This window comes from Streptomyces sp. NPDC048462 (genome assembly GCF_043200175.1).
Classification (GTDB): Bacteria; Actinomycetota; Actinomycetes; order Streptomycetales; family Streptomycetaceae; genus Streptomyces.
Window position 1 is genome coordinate 557,693 of record NZ_JBICXG010000002.1, and the last position, 13,903, is coordinate 571,595.

Consider the following 13,903-nt stretch of genomic DNA (forward strand, 5'->3'; position numbering starts at 1 on the left):
CCAGCGAGAGTCCGGCGGCCACGGGAAGGCCCCACCCCGGTGGGCGGATTCCAGCGGTCGTCGCGACACGTGATCACTGACGTGTGGTGGCGAGCAGTCCGGACAGACGCCCGGCCGGGGTTTCCCAGCCGGGCGTCTTGCGTGGGCGGGCGATTCGAGGCGGCAGCCCCGGATCGAACTGACAGAGCGAGTGCCGCAGGTTCGCTTCATGCTGGGGCAAAAGCCGAAGAGCACCTACGGACCTCCGCAGGTGCTCTTCGGCAACGGGACCGCAGGCTCCGAGGCGTCAGGCCTTCGTGAGCGGGCGGATCGCCGTAGGCGCGTGGCCCGGCTCCGACGCGATGTCCTCGAACTCGTTGACCGAGGCGATGTCCGAACCGCTCATCGAGATGTTCGTGACGCGCTCCAGGATCGCCTCGACGACGACCGGCACCCGGAACTCCGCCGCCAGCTTCTTGGCCTCCTCGAAGGCCGGCAGCAGCTGGTCCGGCTCGGTGACCCGGATCGCCTTGCAGCCCAGGCCCTCGACGACCTTGACGTGGTCCACGCCGTAGGCGCCCAGCTCCGGCGAGTTGATGTTCTCGAACTCCAGGTTGACCTGGAAGTCGATGTCGAAGTTGCGCTGCGCCTGGCGGATCAGCCCCAGGTAGGAGTTGTTGACCAGGACGTGCACGTACGGGATGCGGTGCTGGGCGCCGACCGCGAGCTCCTCCAGCATGAACTGGAAGTCGTAGTCGCCGGAGAGCGCGACGACGGAGCCCTCGGGGTCGGCCGTGGCGACGCCCAGCGCGGCCGGGATGGTCCAGCCGAGCGGACCGGCCTGGCCGGCGTTGATCCAGTGGCGCGGGCGGTAGACGTGCAGCATCTGCGCGCCCGCGATCTGGGAGAGGCCGATGGTGGTGACGTAGCGGGTCTCGGGGCCGAACGCCCGGTTCATCTCCTCGTACACGCGCTGCGGCTTCAGCGGCACGTTGTCGAAGTGCGTGCGCCGCTGGAGGGTCGCCTTGCGCTCCTGGGTGGACGCGGCCCACTGCGAGCGGTCCTTCAGCTTGCCGGCCGCCTTCAGCTCGCGCGCCACCTCGACAAACAGCTCCAGCGCCGCCTTGGCGTCGGAGGCGATGCCGAGGTCGGGGGCGAAGATCTTGCCCAGCTGGGTCGGCTCGATGTCGACGTGGACGAACTTCCGGCCCTGCGTGTAGACGTCCAGCTTGCCGGTGTGGCGGTTGGCCCAGCGGTTGCCGATGCCGATGACGAAGTCGGACTCCAGGAAGGTCGCGTTGGCGTAGCGGTGCGAGGTCTGCAGACCCACCATGCCGGCGTTCAGCTCGTGGTCGTCGGCGAGGATGCCCCAGCCCATCAGGGTGGGGACGACCGGGACGCCGGTCAGCTCGGCGAACTCCACCAGGAGCTCGGAGGCGTCGGCGTTGATGATGCCGCCGCCGGCGACGAGCAGGGGGCGCTCGGAGGCGTTCAGCATCTCGACGGCCCGCTCGATCTGCTTACGGGTGGCGGTGGGCTTGTGCACCGGCAGCGGCTCGTACAGATCGGGGTCGAACTCGATCTCGGTGAGCTGCACGTCGATCGGCAGGTCGATGAGGACGGGGCCGGGACGGCCGGTGCGCATCAGGTGGAAGGCCTGCTGGAAGACGCCGGGGACCTGAGCGGCCTCCAGGACGGTGGTGGCCGCCTTGGTGACCGGCTTGGCGATCGACGCGATGTCGACGGCCTGGAAGTCCTCCTTGTGGAGGGCCGCGGTCGGGGCCTGGCCGGTGATGCACAGGATCGGGATCGAGTCCGCGATGGCCGAGTACAGACCGGTGATCATGTCGGTGCCCGCCGGACCCGACGTGCCGATGCAGACGCCGATGTTGCCCGCCTTGGCCCGGGTGTACCCCTCGGCCATGTGCGATGCGCCCTCGACGTGACGGGCGAGCGTGTGATGAACCCCGCCGGAGGCCTTGAGGGCCGCGTAGAAGGGGTTGATCGCCGCGCCCGGCACACCGAACGCGTTGCTGACGCCTTCGCGCTTGAGGATCTCAACTGCCGCTCGGGCAGCGGTCATTCGAGGCATTGAGTGCTCCTGCTCGGACCTGGGTGGAGTCGGGCTCTGTCGCGCCACCTGAGAGCGCCAATTCCGCATTACGGAAAGTTGATTCTGCTATACGGAAGCAAATCTAAAGTGTGCCCGGACAGCCGTCAAGGGAGGGGCCGAGCGCGGGCGGGTGCGGGCCCGTGCGGACAAGCGGAGGGAGCACCTCGAAGTGGCTCAACTCCCTCCCCCGGACCTCGCTCTTGGTGGAGCATGGGGGTACGGAGCGGAGTCGGCCCGGAATCCGGGCCGCCCGCGGTCCGTGCGGCGGAAGGAGCCCAGGGTGGAGTCAGTGCCGGTACGGTGCCCGGCCTGCCGTCGCGACCACGTGTACGTCACACCCGCCTACCCGTGCCCGTGCGGCTCCCCGACCGCCCCGCCGCTGCTGCGCGGCGCCCCCGTCACGACGATCACCCACCGCACCTGGAACGACGACTGGGTGACGGTGCGCTGCCGCGCCTGCGGGCGGCACGACCAGTGGCCGCAGCCCGAGCTGTGCTGCCCCTGCGGTGCGGTGCTGCGGATCCCGGTCCGCCCGGTGGCGTCTTTGGGCCGCGCGGCGGGCACGGGCCCCCACCGGGCGGAGCGGCCGCTGCGGCCGTCGCACATCCCGCTGCCCCGTACGGCCGCCACCCCCAGACCGGCGTTCCGGCCACTGACGATCCGTACCGCGCGTGACGCGGTCGGCGCCGCAGCGCTGTATCTGAAGTGGCTCGGCTACCGCGATGTCGTCCAGCCCGCCGAGCGCCCCTCGTCCCGGATCGACCTGCGGGCGGCGGGGCTGATCGCCCAGGTCGACTCCACCACCAGGGCCACCACGCTGCGCGACGTCGAATGCCTGTGGCTCAACGCGCTGAGCACCTCGGTGTCGGGGGTGATCTTCTCGCTCGCCGGATACGCGCCGGACGCCCGGGAGCGCGCGGACGGGCTCGCCATCCCGCTCTTCGTCATGGACCTCACCGGAACCCCGCAGCCGGTGAACAGCCCTGCGGACGAACTGGTCAGCACGGGCGCCTGAGCGCGGCCGTGCGCGTACTCACGAAGAACACGGGCCGGACCGGCGGCCGAGGGGCTGTGTGCGGCGCGACGTGCCGCACCTCACAGAAATCAACCGGCCACAGTGAGTGCTATCGGTCACGTTCGGGCCAGGGGCCACAGATGTTCGGTCGGTTGTCGGTGGCGGGCCTTACAGTGGGGCGCATGGCCTTAACTCCACGGCATTCTCCACCCAATGCGCCGGCGCACCCCCCGCAGCCCGCTCGCGTCGCCCAGCCGGCCCATCCCGCCGCCGTCGAGGCGAACGAGGCGATCCGCGCCCTCGTGGACGCGCGCGCCGGGCAGGACTGGTCATCCGTGGAGTCCGCCGCGTACGAGGTACTCCTCATCGAATGGGCGGCCGCCACCCGGAGCGCCGCGACGGGCGACATCATCGAAGCCGCCTGACGGCGCCCCGGGCCCGGCCGGCCGCAGGCTCTACCGGCCGTAGCTCTCCCGCAGTTCGATCTTCCGGACCTTCCCGCTGACCGTCATCGGGAAGGCGTCCAGGATCTCCAGCAGGCGCGGCACCTTGTAGTGCGCCAGCTGCCCGCGGCAGAACGCCGCCACCTCCTCCAGGACCGGCGGGTCCGCCGGGTCCACGGGGATGACGCAGGCCAGGATCTCCTCGCCGTACCGCTCGTCCGGCACTCCCACGACCTGCACGTCCGCGATCTTGGGGTGGCTGTAGAGGAACTCCTCGATCTCACGCGGATAGACGTTCTCACCACCACGGATGATCATGTCCTTGATCCGGCCGACGATCTGTACGTAGCCGTCCTCGCGCATCACCGCGAGGTCTCCGGTGTGCATCCAGCGCCCCGCGTCGATCACCTCGGCGGTCCGCTCGGGCTGCTCCCAGTAGCCGAGCATCACGCTGTAGCCGCGGGTGCAGAGTTCGCCCGAGTTGCCGCGCTCCAGCGTCACGCCCGTCGCCGGGTCGATGACCTTGACCTCGATGTGCGGCATCACGCGGCCGACGGTGCCGGTACGGCGCTCCAGGTCGTCGTCGCGGCGGGTCTGCGTGGAGACCGGTGAGGTCTCCGTCATCCCGTAGCAGATGGACACCTCGTCCATGTGCATCTCCGCGACGACCCGCTTCATCACCTCGACCGGGCAGGGTGATCCGGCCATGATGCCGGTGCGCAGCGAGGAGAGGTCGTACGAGGCGAAGCCGGGGAGGTTGAGCTCCGCGATGAACATGGTGGGGACCCCGTACAGCGAGGTGCAGCGCTCCTGCTGGACGGCGGCGAGCACGGCCGTCGGGTCGAAGGCGGGGGCCGGGATCACGATGCAGGCGCCGTGCGAGGTGGCGCCGAGGTTGCCCATGACCATGCCGAAGCAGTGGTAGAAGGGCACCGGCAGGCAGACCCGGTCCCGTTCGGTGTAGGCGACCAGCTCCCCCACGAAGTAGCCGTTGTTGAGGATGTTGTGATGGGAGAGGGTGGCCCCCTTGGGGAAGCCCGTGGTGCCGGAGGTGTACTGGATGTTGATCGGGTCGTCGCAGGACAGCCCGGCCTCGCGCGCGGCGAGTTGATCGTCCGTCACCGATCCGGCGGCCGCTGTGAGCTCGTCCCAGCTGGGGTCGCCGATGTAGTGCACGGCGCGCAGCGCGGGGCAGTTCGCGCGGACCTCGTCCACCAGCGCCCGGTAGTCGCTGGTGCGGTGCGAGAGGGTGGCGACCAGGAGCGAGATCCCGGCCTGCTTCAGTACGTACTCCAGCTCGTGCGCCCGGTACGCCGGGTTGATGTTGACCATGACGGCGCCGATACGGGCGGTGGCGTACTGGACGAGCACCCACTCGGGGCAGTTGAGCGCCCAGATGCCGACCCGGTCGCCCTTGGCAACGCCGGACGCCATCAGCGCACGGGCCAGCTCCCCGACGGCCGAGCCGAACTCCGCGTACGTCCAGCGCCGCCCGGAGACGACGTCGACCAGCGCCTCGCGCTCGCCGTACGCCTCGATCGTCCGGTCGAGACTGCGCCCGATGGTGTCGCCCAGCAGCGGGGTGGTGCCGGTGCCATGGGCGTAGGACAGCTCGGTCATGTCAGGTCCCCCTCGGCGTACTCGGTCCCGGTGCCCCGGGCCGTGGCCTCGCGCAGTTCGATCCGGCGGATCTTGCCCGAGACGGTCTTGGGCAGCTCGGCGAACTCCAGCCGGCGGACCCGCTTGTACGGGGCGAGGACCGCGCGGGAGTGGGCGAAGAGCACCTTGGCCGTGTCGGGTCCGGGCTCCCAGCCCTCGGCGAGCACGACGTACGCCTTCGGGACGGCGAGCCGGACGGGGTCGGGGGCCGGTACGACGGCGGCCTCGGCGACGGCCTCGTGTTCCAGCAGGGCGCTCTCCAGCTCGAACGGCGAGATCTTGTAGTCGGAGGCCTTGAAGACGTCGTCAGCGCGGCCGACGTAGGTGATGTAGCCGTCCTCGTCGCGCGAGCCGATGTCCCCGGTGCGGTAGTAGCCGCCCGCCATCGCCTCCGCGGTGCGGTCGGGGTCACCGTGGTAGCCGGTCATCAGCCCGACCGGATGGGCCGACAGATCGAGGGAGATCTCGCCCTCGACGGCGCCGGGCTCCCCGCTGACCGGGTCCAGGAGCACCACCTCGAAGCCGGGGCTCGGGCGCCCCATCGAGCCGGCCTTCAGGGTCTGGCCGGGGGTGTTGGCGACCTGGACGGCCGTCTCGGTCTGACCGAACCCGTCGCGGATGGTGACGCCCCACGCGCGCCGGACCGACTCGATGACCTCCGGGTTGAGCGGTTCGCCGGCCGCGACGACCTCGCGCGGCGGGGTCTTCAGCTGGGTCAGGTCGGCCTGGATGAGCATCCGCCAGACGGTGGGCGGCGCGCAGAAGCTGGTGATCCGCGAGCGGTCCATCTCGGCCATCAGCCGGGCCGCGTCGAAGCGCGTGTAGTTGAAGATGAAGACGGTCGCCTCGGCGGTCCACGGGGCGAAGAGATTGGACCAGGCGTGCTTGGCCCAGCCGGGCGAGGAGATGTTGAGGTGGACGTCGCCGGGCTTGAGACCGATCCAGTACATCGTCGACAAGTGGCCCACGGGGTAGGACACATGGGTGTGCTCGACCAGCTTGGGGCTGGCGGTGGTGCCCGAGGTGAAGTAGAGCATCAGCGGTTCGTCGGCGTCGGTCTCCCGGTCCGCCGTGAAGGTGTCCGGCGCTTCGTCGGCCCCGGTGTAGGAGAGCCAGCCCTCGGTGTCCGCGCCGACGACGATCCGGGTGTAGCGGCCGGGTACCTCGTCGAACTTGGCGGTGTCCGCGTCCCGGACCAGCACGTGGCGCACCCGGCCGCGCTCCACCCGGTCGCGCAGGTCGGCCGGGCCCAGCAGCGGGGTCGCGGGGATGACGACGGCGCGCAGCTTCATCGCGGCGAGCGCGGTCTCCCACAGCTCCACCTGGTTGCCGAGCATGACGAGGATGCGGTCGCCCTCCCGGACGCCCTGGGCGCGCAGCCAGTTCGCGGCGCGGTTGGAGCGGGCGGACATCCTGGCGAAGGACATCTCGGTGCGCCCGCCGTCCTCCTCCACGATGTGCAGGGCGGTGCGGTCGTTGTCCCGGGCGATGACGTCGAACCAGTCCAGGGCCCAGTTGAAGTGGTCGCTGCGGGGCCAGCGGAAGCCCTCGTAGGCGGCTTGGTAGTCCTCGCGGTGCCTCAGCAGGAAATCCCGGGCGGCCCGGAACGTCTCCGTCGCACTGGTTGCCGGCATGTGCCCTCCTCGTTGCGGACCGGACCCGTCTCTCCGGGATCCTGACATGATGTAAACAGTGACCCGGGTCTCACCACCCCCGAACGGGGGTGCTCCGGAGACAGCGAACCCCTGGGACCGGGCAGAGAGGCGTCATCGTGCCGGAATCCGTCGATGCGGTGGAGATGCAGGCCGCGCTGCTGCGGCTGCGCCGTACGAGCGGGCTGCCCGTGGCGTTCGGCGGGCTGCTCTCCGACACCCGTCATGCCAGGATCGCCGAGCTGAACGGGGCGCACACCGCGGCGCTGCGCGGGCTGGTGATCTCGGCCGGCAGCGGTCTGGGCGGCAAGGCGATCGCGCTGTCCCGGCCGTGCGCGGTGACCGATTACCACTCCTCGCGCCACATCAGCCACGAGTACGACGTGGCCGTGGCGGCGGAGGGGCTCCGCTCGGTCGTCGCGGTCCCCGTCGTCGTACGCCGCAAGGTGCGCGGGGTGCTGTACGGGGCGCTGCGCGAGCCCCTCACCCTCGGGGACCGCACGTTCGACGCGGCGGTGGCGGCGGCCCGCGACGTGGAGCAGGCGCTGGCCGTCCGGGACGAGGTGCAGCAGCTGCTCGCCGTGACCCGCGAGGAGGTGACCGACCCGCGGGCCGCACCGGAGGCCTGGGAGGACGTCAGGTCGGCGCACCGGGAACTGCGCGCCCTGGTGCCGAAGGTCCTCGACCCGGCGCTGCGCGACGAGCTGCTCGCGGTGTGCGGGCGGCTCGCCTCGGCGGCCGGTGCGCGGGCGCAGGGGTCCGGGGAGGTGCAGCTGGCGCCCCGTGAGCTCGATGTCCTGGCCTGCGTCGCGGCGGGCGCGACGAACGCGTTGGCGGCGGGCCGGCTGGGGCTGCGCCCCGAGACGGTGAAGGGCTATCTGCGCTCCGCGATGCGCAAGCTCGGCGCGCACACCCGGCTGGAGGCGGTCGTCGCCGCCCGGCGGGCGGGGCTGCTGCCGTAACGCGTGCGCGGCCACGCCTGTACCGGCTCGCTCGTGACGCGTGCACGCCTATGCCTGTGCTCGCTCGCTCGTGACGCCTGCACGCCTGCGCCTGTACTCGCTCGCTCATCCGCTCACTCGCCGAAGTCGATGAACGGGGCGAACCTGACGTCGTGTCCGCTGCCGCCGCCGGCCGCATCCGTCATCACGGAGAGCAGCGCGACGGCCTCCGCCGTGACGGCGTCGCGCCCGGCCGCGCCCAGCGGGCGCAGCTCCTGCACGGTGACGGTCGCCGGTGCGCCGCCCCGGCCGGCGTCCAGCCGCCACAGGGCGGCGAGGAAGCCGTCGAACAGCACGCTCCCGTAGTTCTGGTTCCCCACCCCGTTGCGCCCCTTGAACCGGGGCGGGATGACCCGGGTACGGTCCGCGTGGCCGAGCAGTACGTTGTCGAACTCGGGCAGGAAGCGGGGCGGCGCGGGGGTGTCCTCGGCGGGGCGCGGGGCGTCGGGCAGGTCGAACAGCTCGACGCCGTTCTCGTCCCGGAAGGTGACCAGTCGCGGCCGGAGCCGGTCGAACACCTCCCCCAGCCGGGTCAGTCCGGCCCATGCCTGCATGTCCCGCACGGACGCGGGGCCGAAGGCGCCGAGGTAGCGCAGCACGGTGGCGTCGGGCGCGGGCACCGGCTCGGAGGGCCTGGCGAGCCAGTGCTCGACGGTGGTCAGCGCCACCCGGCCGCTCCTGCCCCACACCCCGCGCGGGGTCACCTGGACCAGCGGCAGCACACAGCGGGCCGCCGTGCTCAGGGCCTGCGGATCGGCGTCGGGCCACTCGGTGAGCAGCCTCTCGCGGATCTCCTTCGGGGTGCGGGGCGCCTCCTGGACGTACTCCCGGCTGATGTCACGGAGCCGGTCCAGGTCCACGCCCACGAGCCCCTTCCGGAACGTGCGCAGCTCCCGGTCGCGGGCCTCCTGGACGAGGGGGCGCAGGGTGAGGGCGTCGTCGGCGGTGTGGGTGTGGATGGTGGAGCGCAGGCTGACGATGCGGACGGCCTCGCGCGACTCCATCAGAGCGGCGAGTTCGGCCGGCTCGAAGCCCTCCAGCCGGGCGAGCAGCTGGAAGTAGGGCGGCCGGGTGTTCTGTGCCTGGAGGCCGACGAGGTGCCGGATCGCTTCGGCGGCCGGCATCCCGGCCCGGCGGAGCAGCAGTTGGCGTTCCAGCGTCGCGCGCCCCAGTGCCCGCGGCGAGAGCACCGCGGGGGCCGGGGCGGAGGTCTTCTTCTTCTCGGCCATGGCGGCACGGTACGCGGCCTCGGGGACGGACTGCCGTCCTGATGGGGCGACAGTTCGCCCAGTACCGCCTGCGGCCCTTCACGCGCCCGCCGGGCCGCCGGGCGCGGGACCCGGGCACCGGCTCCGTCCGCCCGCATCATGGACCGGTGATCAGTGTCCTCTTCGCCGTCCTGACCGCGCTCAGCAACGGGTCCGCCTCCGTCCTCCAGCGCCGCGCAGCCCTCGACGTCCCGGACCGGGAGGCGATGCGGATGTCGCTGATCGGTCATCTGCTGCGTCAGAAGGTGTGGCTCGCGGGCATCGCGCTGGTGATCGTCGCGGCCGTGTGCCAGGCCGTCGCGCTGGCCACCGGGCCGATCGCGGTGGTCCAGCCGATCTTCGTGATCGAGCTGCCGGCGACACTGCTCCTCGCCGGGTTCGTGATGCGGGTGCGGGTGCCCCGGCCCGTCTGGCTCGGGGCGGCCGCCGTGACGGCCGGTCTGGCGCTCGGTATGGCGTCGGCCGCTCCGGGCGGCGGGAGCGAGACGGTGCGCGGGGTGGCGTGGGTTCCGGCGCTGGTCCTCACCGGTCTCTTCGAGGCGGCGCTGATCGCCGGGGCGCGGGCCACCCGGGGCAACTCGCGGGCCGCGCTGCTCGGTCTGGCCGCCGCCTGCGGGTACGCGCTCACCGCCGCCCTCATGAAGGACGCCATGGCGCGGCTCAGTGACGGCGACGGGGTGGTGGTGCTCTTCGAGTCCTGGCAGCTCTACGCCACGGCCGCGGCGGGCGTCGGCGCGCTGTTCCTCCTCCAGAACGCGCTCCAGGCGGGCACGCTGGTCGCGGTCCAGCCGTGCCTGACGCTGGGCGACGCCCTGATCAGCGTCCTGTACGGGGTGACCCTGTTCGGCGAGCAACTGCGCACCGGCTGGTGGCTGCTTCCCGAACTGCTGGCCCTGGGCCTGATCACCGCGGGCTGTGTCGAACTGGCCCGGTCACCGCTGGCCGCCGGAAACGCGGCGTCCCCGTCCCGCGGGCGCCGGGTGGACTGAACACCACCGCGCGCATGCGGGACGGGGACGCCGGGTTCCAGGAACACGCCCCGGCTGTCAGCCGGTTACTTGCTGACGGCGAAGCGCATCAGGGCCTGCTCGTCGCCCTGCTTGATCTTCCCGGTCTCGTTGATCACCTCGAGCTTCCAGCTCCCGCCGACCCGGAACGCCTTGGCCACGGCGCAGCCGTTGTCGTTGCTGAGCAGGCTCGGCCAGATGTCGGCCACCTGCTGGGTGGTGCCGCCCGTCGCGTCGTACACCTTGAAGCTGATGTTGCGCGCGCTCTGGAAGGAGCTGTGCTTCTTGTACGCGGCGGCGATGAAGACGATGGCCGTGATGTTGGACGGCACCCGGGCGAAGTCGACGGTCACGGTCTCGTCGTCGCCGTCGCCCTTCCCGGTCTGGTTGTCGCCACTGTGCGCCAGAGAACCGTTGCCCAGCGGGTCCAGGGAGTCCAGACCGGCCAGCCGCACCGGCTCCGCGCCCTGCATCGCGATGGCGATGAGGTCGAGGTCGGTGCCCTTCTTCTGACGGAGCTTCCCCATCAGCCCGCCACTGCTGCCGACAGTGGGATCCCAGGACACCCCGATGGACAGATGGGTCACCCCGTCCAGATCCGCCGGGCCGTCTTCCTTCTTCAACGTGATCATGCGTGATCCTCTTCGTGGCGAGATTCCTACAGGTCGAGTGTGCCTGGTGTCTCCCCCGCGCATCCCACCAGGGGCAAAATTTCGACCAAGTGTTTGACGTCTCGCGACGGATTGTCCTGCGTCGGCAGGATGTCACCGGACATGAGCACGTGATAGGGGTCCACGAAGTCTGTTCGCTTTCCGGCCTTCGCGGAGGGCGGGCCGGCGTCGGCGGCCCCGTCTCATCCGGCCGGTTCGGGCACCACCAGCGGCGTCCCGAGGACCTGGTGCCCGCCACTGGCGAGCATGCGCACCTCTCCGCGCTCACTGATCTCCGCACGGACGATCCCGGTCTCGTCCTCGTAGACCGGGTATCCGCCGGCCCCGGCCTGCGCGGTCCGCCGGACGATCACGGCGTCGTCCTCCACAGCGGACGACTGAAACACCAGTTGGTAGCTCTCCGGGTAATCCATGACGGCCTCTCCGTGGCTGCGTCTGCGGACGGCCTCTCCACGCGGTTCTCCGTGCCGTTCCCGCCCTGTGGGGCACTGCGGCCCACACTTCCCATCGTCCCTCACTCCCGCCCCGGCCGCCCACCCGGACCCGCAGGGCTGCGGGTCCGGTACCGGGCCCCCTATCCTGAAGAGGTACGGGAAGTTCGAAGGCTCATGGGCTGCTGTGCCCCCTTCTCCCGCGTCGTACGGTGGGCATGACCGGGATCCCCGACATCGGGAAGGGACTCATCATGAAGGATGCCGACCGGGGCGACGAGGTCTACCAGCCCCAGCAGCCGGAGGCCTCCGACCCCGCCGAACAGCTCGACGTGGAAGACACCCTGGACGACCGCGACCTCACGGACGTGCTCGACGAGGGATACTCCCCGCCCGAGCGGCCGTGGGCCGTGGAGGACCGGGGCACCACCGCGTCCGAGCAGCACAGCGGCGAGGCCCTGGAGGGCCGGCTCGCCCGGGAACTGCCCGAGGTCGCCGACGGGCCCGGTGACGGCGTGGGCGACCTCGCGGACGGGGACGGCGAGCCCTGGGACGACGAGGTCGGGGACGTCCGTGCCGGGCGCCTCACCAGGGAGCTGGACCGCGACGACCCGGACACCACGGCGGGCGAGGACGTCGGGATCGACGGCGCGGCGGCGTCTGCCGAGGAGGCCGCCATGCACGTCGTCCCGGACGGCCAGATGTAGGCGCGGGCCCACCCCGCCGCGCTGCCCCGCCGCCGAGCCACGACACCCACGTACCGACGTACCCACGTACCCACGTACCGAGGGAGAGCCAACATGCCGTTCATCACCGTCGGGCAGGAGAACTCCGCCGGCATCGAGCTGTACTACGAGGACCACGGCGAGGGCAGGCCCGTCGTCCTGATCCACGGGTTCCCGCTGAGCGGCGCGTCCTGGGAGAAACAGCTCCCGGTCCTGCTCGGCGCCGGGTACCGGGTCATCACGTACGACCGGCGCGGTTTCGGCCGGTCCAGCAGGCCCGTCACCGGGTACGACTACGACACGTTCGCAGCTGACCTGAACACCGTGATGGAGAAGCTCGACCTCCAGGACGCGGTTCTGGCCGGGTTCTCCATGGGCACCGGTGAGGTCACCCGCTACCTCGGCAACCACGGCTCGCGCCGGGTCGGCCTGGCCGTCCTGGTGGCCCCCGTACCGCCCTACCTGCTGCTGGCGGACGACAACCCCGCCGGCGTCGACCGGAGCGTCTTCGACGGGATCATGAGCGCGATCGTCGCCGACCGGCCCGCCTATCTGACCGATTTCCTTGATGCGTTCAACAACACCGACAAGCTCGGCGGCACCCGGATCAGCGAACAGGCCCTGCGGATGCAGTGGAACGTCGCGGCGGACGCCTCGGCCCACGCCACCCTGGCGTGCGTCCCGACCTGGCTGACGGACTTCCGCGACGACCTGCCGAAGAACGACGTGCCGACGCTGGTCGTGCAGGGCGACGAGGACCGCATCCTGCCCATCGACTCCACCGGGCGGCGGCTGCCGGACCTCATCCGTGACAGCCGCCTCGTGGAGATCGCCGGCGGCCCGCACAACATCGGCTGGACCCATGCCGAGGAGCTCAACACCGCACTGATGGGCTTCCTGGACGAGCACCGGCGCTGAGCGCGGTCCGGTCCGCCCGACCGTGCTTACCCCGGAGGTAATCGACCCGGTCCACGCCGTCGGACATCGTGTTCCTCACCAGCACAACGCGCCCGGCCCACCCGCCGGGTCCGACGAGAGGACCCACGATGACCTCCTACGACGACGCCGTCGAGCGCTACTTCGCCGCCTGGAACGCCGCCACCCCCCAGGAGCTGGCGAAGGCCGTCGCCGCGGCGTTCACCGAGGAAGCCACCTACACCGACCCGCTGGCCTCCGTGCAGGGGCACGAGGGTCTCGCGGCCGCGATCGGCGGCGCCCAGCAGCAGTTCCCCGGCTTCGCCTTCCGCCTGACCGGGGCCGTGGACGGACACCACTCCCTCGCCCGCTTCAGCTGGGAACTGGTCGCCGCGGCGGACGGGTCCGCGCCGGTCGCCGGTTCGGACGTGGCGATCCTCGCGGACGACGGGCGGATCAGCGCGGTGGCCGGATTCCTGGACCGGGTACCGGCCGTCTGACTCCGGTACCCGGCGCGGCGCGCGGACGGCCGGAGGCGGCGCTTCGGCCGTCGCGGCCGCTCCGGTCCGGACCGGCCGTCACCCGGCCTGCGCCAGCGCGATGCCGAAGTGGCCCTCGGCGCTGTCGACGTTCTCGAACAGCCGGTTGGCGGGCCGGGGCAGCCCGTAGTGCCCGCGCAGGGTGCTCGCGGTGTACTCGGTACGGAACAGGCCCCGCTCCTGGAGGATCGGCACCACCCGGTCGCCGAACACCTCCAGGCCGGAGGGGAGGACGGCGGGCATGATGTTGAAGCCGTCGGCGGCCCCGCTGTCGTACCAGTGCCCGATGGTGTCCGCGACCTGCTCGGCCGTGCCGGCGAAGGTGCGGTGGCCGCGTCCGCCGCCGAGCCGGCCGATGGCCTCGGCCCGCCGCTTCACGTCCTTGTAGAAAGTGATGCCCTCCTCCAGGGTCTGCTGAGCGGTGAACACCGCCTCCGCGTACCGGGCGGAGAAAATTAACCTCTGATGCCTTGTCATGGCCGGTT

General features: G+C 71.4%; 13 protein-coding genes and 1 pseudogene. 7 read left to right on the forward strand and 7 right to left on the reverse strand.

What is annotated here, in order from left to right; genetic code table 11:
* Positions 1–286: 286 nt before the first annotated feature.
* Complete coding sequence (gcl, locus tag ACGFU6_RS05635; RefSeq protein WP_393608223.1) at positions 287–2,071, reverse strand: glyoxylate carboligase; 1,785 nt, start codon at positions 2,069–2,071, stop codon at positions 287–289.
* Between the two features lie 301 nt (positions 2,072–2,372).
* Between gcl and ACGFU6_RS05640 the strand changes: the two genes are divergently transcribed.
* Positions 2,373–3,107 carry a hypothetical protein gene (locus ACGFU6_RS05640; protein ID WP_393608224.1) on the forward strand — a complete coding sequence of 245 codons (735 nt, stop codon included), beginning with the start codon at positions 2,373–2,375 and terminating at the stop codon, positions 3,105–3,107.
* Between the two features lie 182 nt (positions 3,108–3,289).
* Positions 3,290–3,532, forward strand: a complete 243-nt coding sequence (locus ACGFU6_RS05645; RefSeq protein WP_393608225.1) for a hypothetical protein — start codon at positions 3,290–3,292, stop codon at positions 3,530–3,532.
* Between the two features lie 30 nt (positions 3,533–3,562).
* Here ACGFU6_RS05645 and ACGFU6_RS05650 read toward each other — a convergent pair whose 3' ends face one another.
* Both ACGFU6_RS05650 and ACGFU6_RS05655 read right to left on the reverse strand, forming a co-directional pair.
* On the reverse strand, positions 3,563–5,170 hold the full coding sequence (locus tag ACGFU6_RS05650) for an AMP-binding protein (protein ID WP_393608226.1): 1,608 nt from the start codon (positions 5,168–5,170) through the stop codon (positions 3,563–3,565).
* Positions 5,167–6,843 carry an AMP-binding protein gene (locus ACGFU6_RS05655; RefSeq protein WP_393608228.1) on the reverse strand — a complete coding sequence of 559 codons (1,677 nt, stop codon included), beginning with the start codon at positions 6,841–6,843 and terminating at the stop codon, positions 5,167–5,169. The genes ACGFU6_RS05650 and ACGFU6_RS05655 overlap by 4 nt, the downstream gene beginning before the upstream one ends.
* Positions 6,844–6,980: 137 nt before the next feature.
* On the opposite strand from ACGFU6_RS05655, the gene ACGFU6_RS05660 reads away from it, so the two are divergent.
* On the forward strand, positions 6,981–7,823 hold the full coding sequence (locus ACGFU6_RS05660; RefSeq protein ID WP_393608230.1) for a response regulator transcription factor: 843 nt from the start codon (positions 6,981–6,983) through the stop codon (positions 7,821–7,823).
* 113 nt (positions 7,824–7,936) lie between these two features.
* Here ACGFU6_RS05660 and ACGFU6_RS05665 read toward each other — a convergent pair whose 3' ends face one another.
* Positions 7,937–9,091 (reverse strand): winged helix DNA-binding domain-containing protein, encoded by a 1,155-nt coding sequence (locus ACGFU6_RS05665; protein ID WP_393608231.1) that lies wholly within the window; start codon positions 9,089–9,091, stop codon positions 7,937–7,939.
* Between the two features lie 146 nt (positions 9,092–9,237).
* Between ACGFU6_RS05665 and ACGFU6_RS05670 the strand changes: the two genes are divergently transcribed.
* Complete coding sequence (locus ACGFU6_RS05670; RefSeq protein ID WP_393608233.1) at positions 9,238–10,119, forward strand: DMT family transporter; 882 nt, start codon at positions 9,238–9,240, stop codon at positions 10,117–10,119.
* A gap of 65 nt (positions 10,120–10,184) precedes the next feature.
* On the opposite strand, the gene ACGFU6_RS05675 is transcribed toward ACGFU6_RS05670, so the two are convergent.
* Both ACGFU6_RS05675 and ACGFU6_RS05680 read right to left on the reverse strand, forming a co-directional pair.
* Positions 10,185–10,769, reverse strand: a complete 585-nt coding sequence (locus ACGFU6_RS05675; RefSeq protein WP_123527449.1) for a TerD family protein — start codon at positions 10,767–10,769, stop codon at positions 10,185–10,187.
* A gap of 221 nt (positions 10,770–10,990) precedes the next feature.
* A complete protein-coding gene (locus tag ACGFU6_RS05680) occupies positions 10,991–11,221 on the reverse strand; it encodes a DUF6296 family protein (RefSeq protein ID WP_123527448.1) in 231 nt (76 codons plus the stop codon).
* A 272-nt stretch (positions 11,222–11,493) separates the two neighbouring features.
* On the opposite strand from ACGFU6_RS05680, the gene ACGFU6_RS05685 reads away from it, so the two are divergent.
* The 3 genes from ACGFU6_RS05685 to ACGFU6_RS05695 all read left to right on the forward strand — a co-directional run bounded on the left by ACGFU6_RS05685 (position 11,494) and on the right by ACGFU6_RS05695 (position 13,379).
* A complete protein-coding gene (locus ACGFU6_RS05685; protein WP_393608389.1) occupies positions 11,494–11,946 on the forward strand; it encodes a DUF5709 domain-containing protein in 453 nt (150 codons plus the stop codon).
* A 93-nt stretch (positions 11,947–12,039) separates the two neighbouring features.
* Entirely contained in the window at positions 12,040–12,882 is an 843-nt protein-coding gene (locus ACGFU6_RS05690; RefSeq protein WP_393608234.1) for an alpha/beta fold hydrolase, read from the forward strand.
* Between the two features lie 128 nt (positions 12,883–13,010).
* Positions 13,011–13,379, forward strand: coding sequence for a nuclear transport factor 2 family protein (locus ACGFU6_RS05695; protein ID WP_393608236.1), 369 nt, complete (start codon positions 13,011–13,013; stop codon positions 13,377–13,379).
* A 78-nt stretch (positions 13,380–13,457) separates the two neighbouring features.
* Here the strand turns inward: ACGFU6_RS05695 and ACGFU6_RS05700 are convergent.
* Positions 13,458–13,871, reverse strand: a pseudogene (locus ACGFU6_RS05700) (hypothetical protein); the annotation flags it as partial.
* Positions 13,872–13,903 lie beyond the last annotated feature (32 nt).

Coding starts and splice junctions, on each gene's coding strand:
- gcl (WP_393608223.1), bottom strand. CDS start 2,071: ATGCCTCGAATGACCGCTGCCCGAGCGGCAGTTGAGATCCTCAAGCGC.
- ACGFU6_RS05645 (WP_393608225.1), top strand. CDS start 3,290: ATGGCCTTAACTCCACGGCATTCTCCACCCAATGCGCCGGCGCACCCC.
- ACGFU6_RS05650 (WP_393608226.1), bottom strand. CDS start 5,170: ATGACCGAGCTGTCCTACGCCCATGGCACCGGCACCACCCCGCTGCTG.
- ACGFU6_RS05655 (WP_393608228.1), bottom strand. CDS start 6,843: ATGCCGGCAACCAGTGCGACGGAGACGTTCCGGGCCGCCCGGGATTTC.
- ACGFU6_RS05665 (WP_393608231.1), bottom strand. CDS start 9,091: ATGGCCGAGAAGAAGAAGACCTCCGCCCCGGCCCCCGCGGTGCTCTCG.
- ACGFU6_RS05675 (WP_123527449.1), bottom strand. CDS start 10,769: ATGATCACGTTGAAGAAGGAAGACGGCCCGGCGGATCTGGACGGGGTG.
- ACGFU6_RS05680 (WP_123527448.1), bottom strand. CDS start 11,221: ATGGATTACCCGGAGAGCTACCAACTGGTGTTTCAGTCGTCCGCTGTG.
- ACGFU6_RS05685 (WP_393608389.1), top strand. CDS start 11,494: ATGAAGGATGCCGACCGGGGCGACGAGGTCTACCAGCCCCAGCAGCCG.
- ACGFU6_RS05690 (WP_393608234.1), top strand. CDS start 12,040: ATGCCGTTCATCACCGTCGGGCAGGAGAACTCCGCCGGCATCGAGCTG.
- ACGFU6_RS05695 (WP_393608236.1), top strand. CDS start 13,011: ATGACCTCCTACGACGACGCCGTCGAGCGCTACTTCGCCGCCTGGAAC.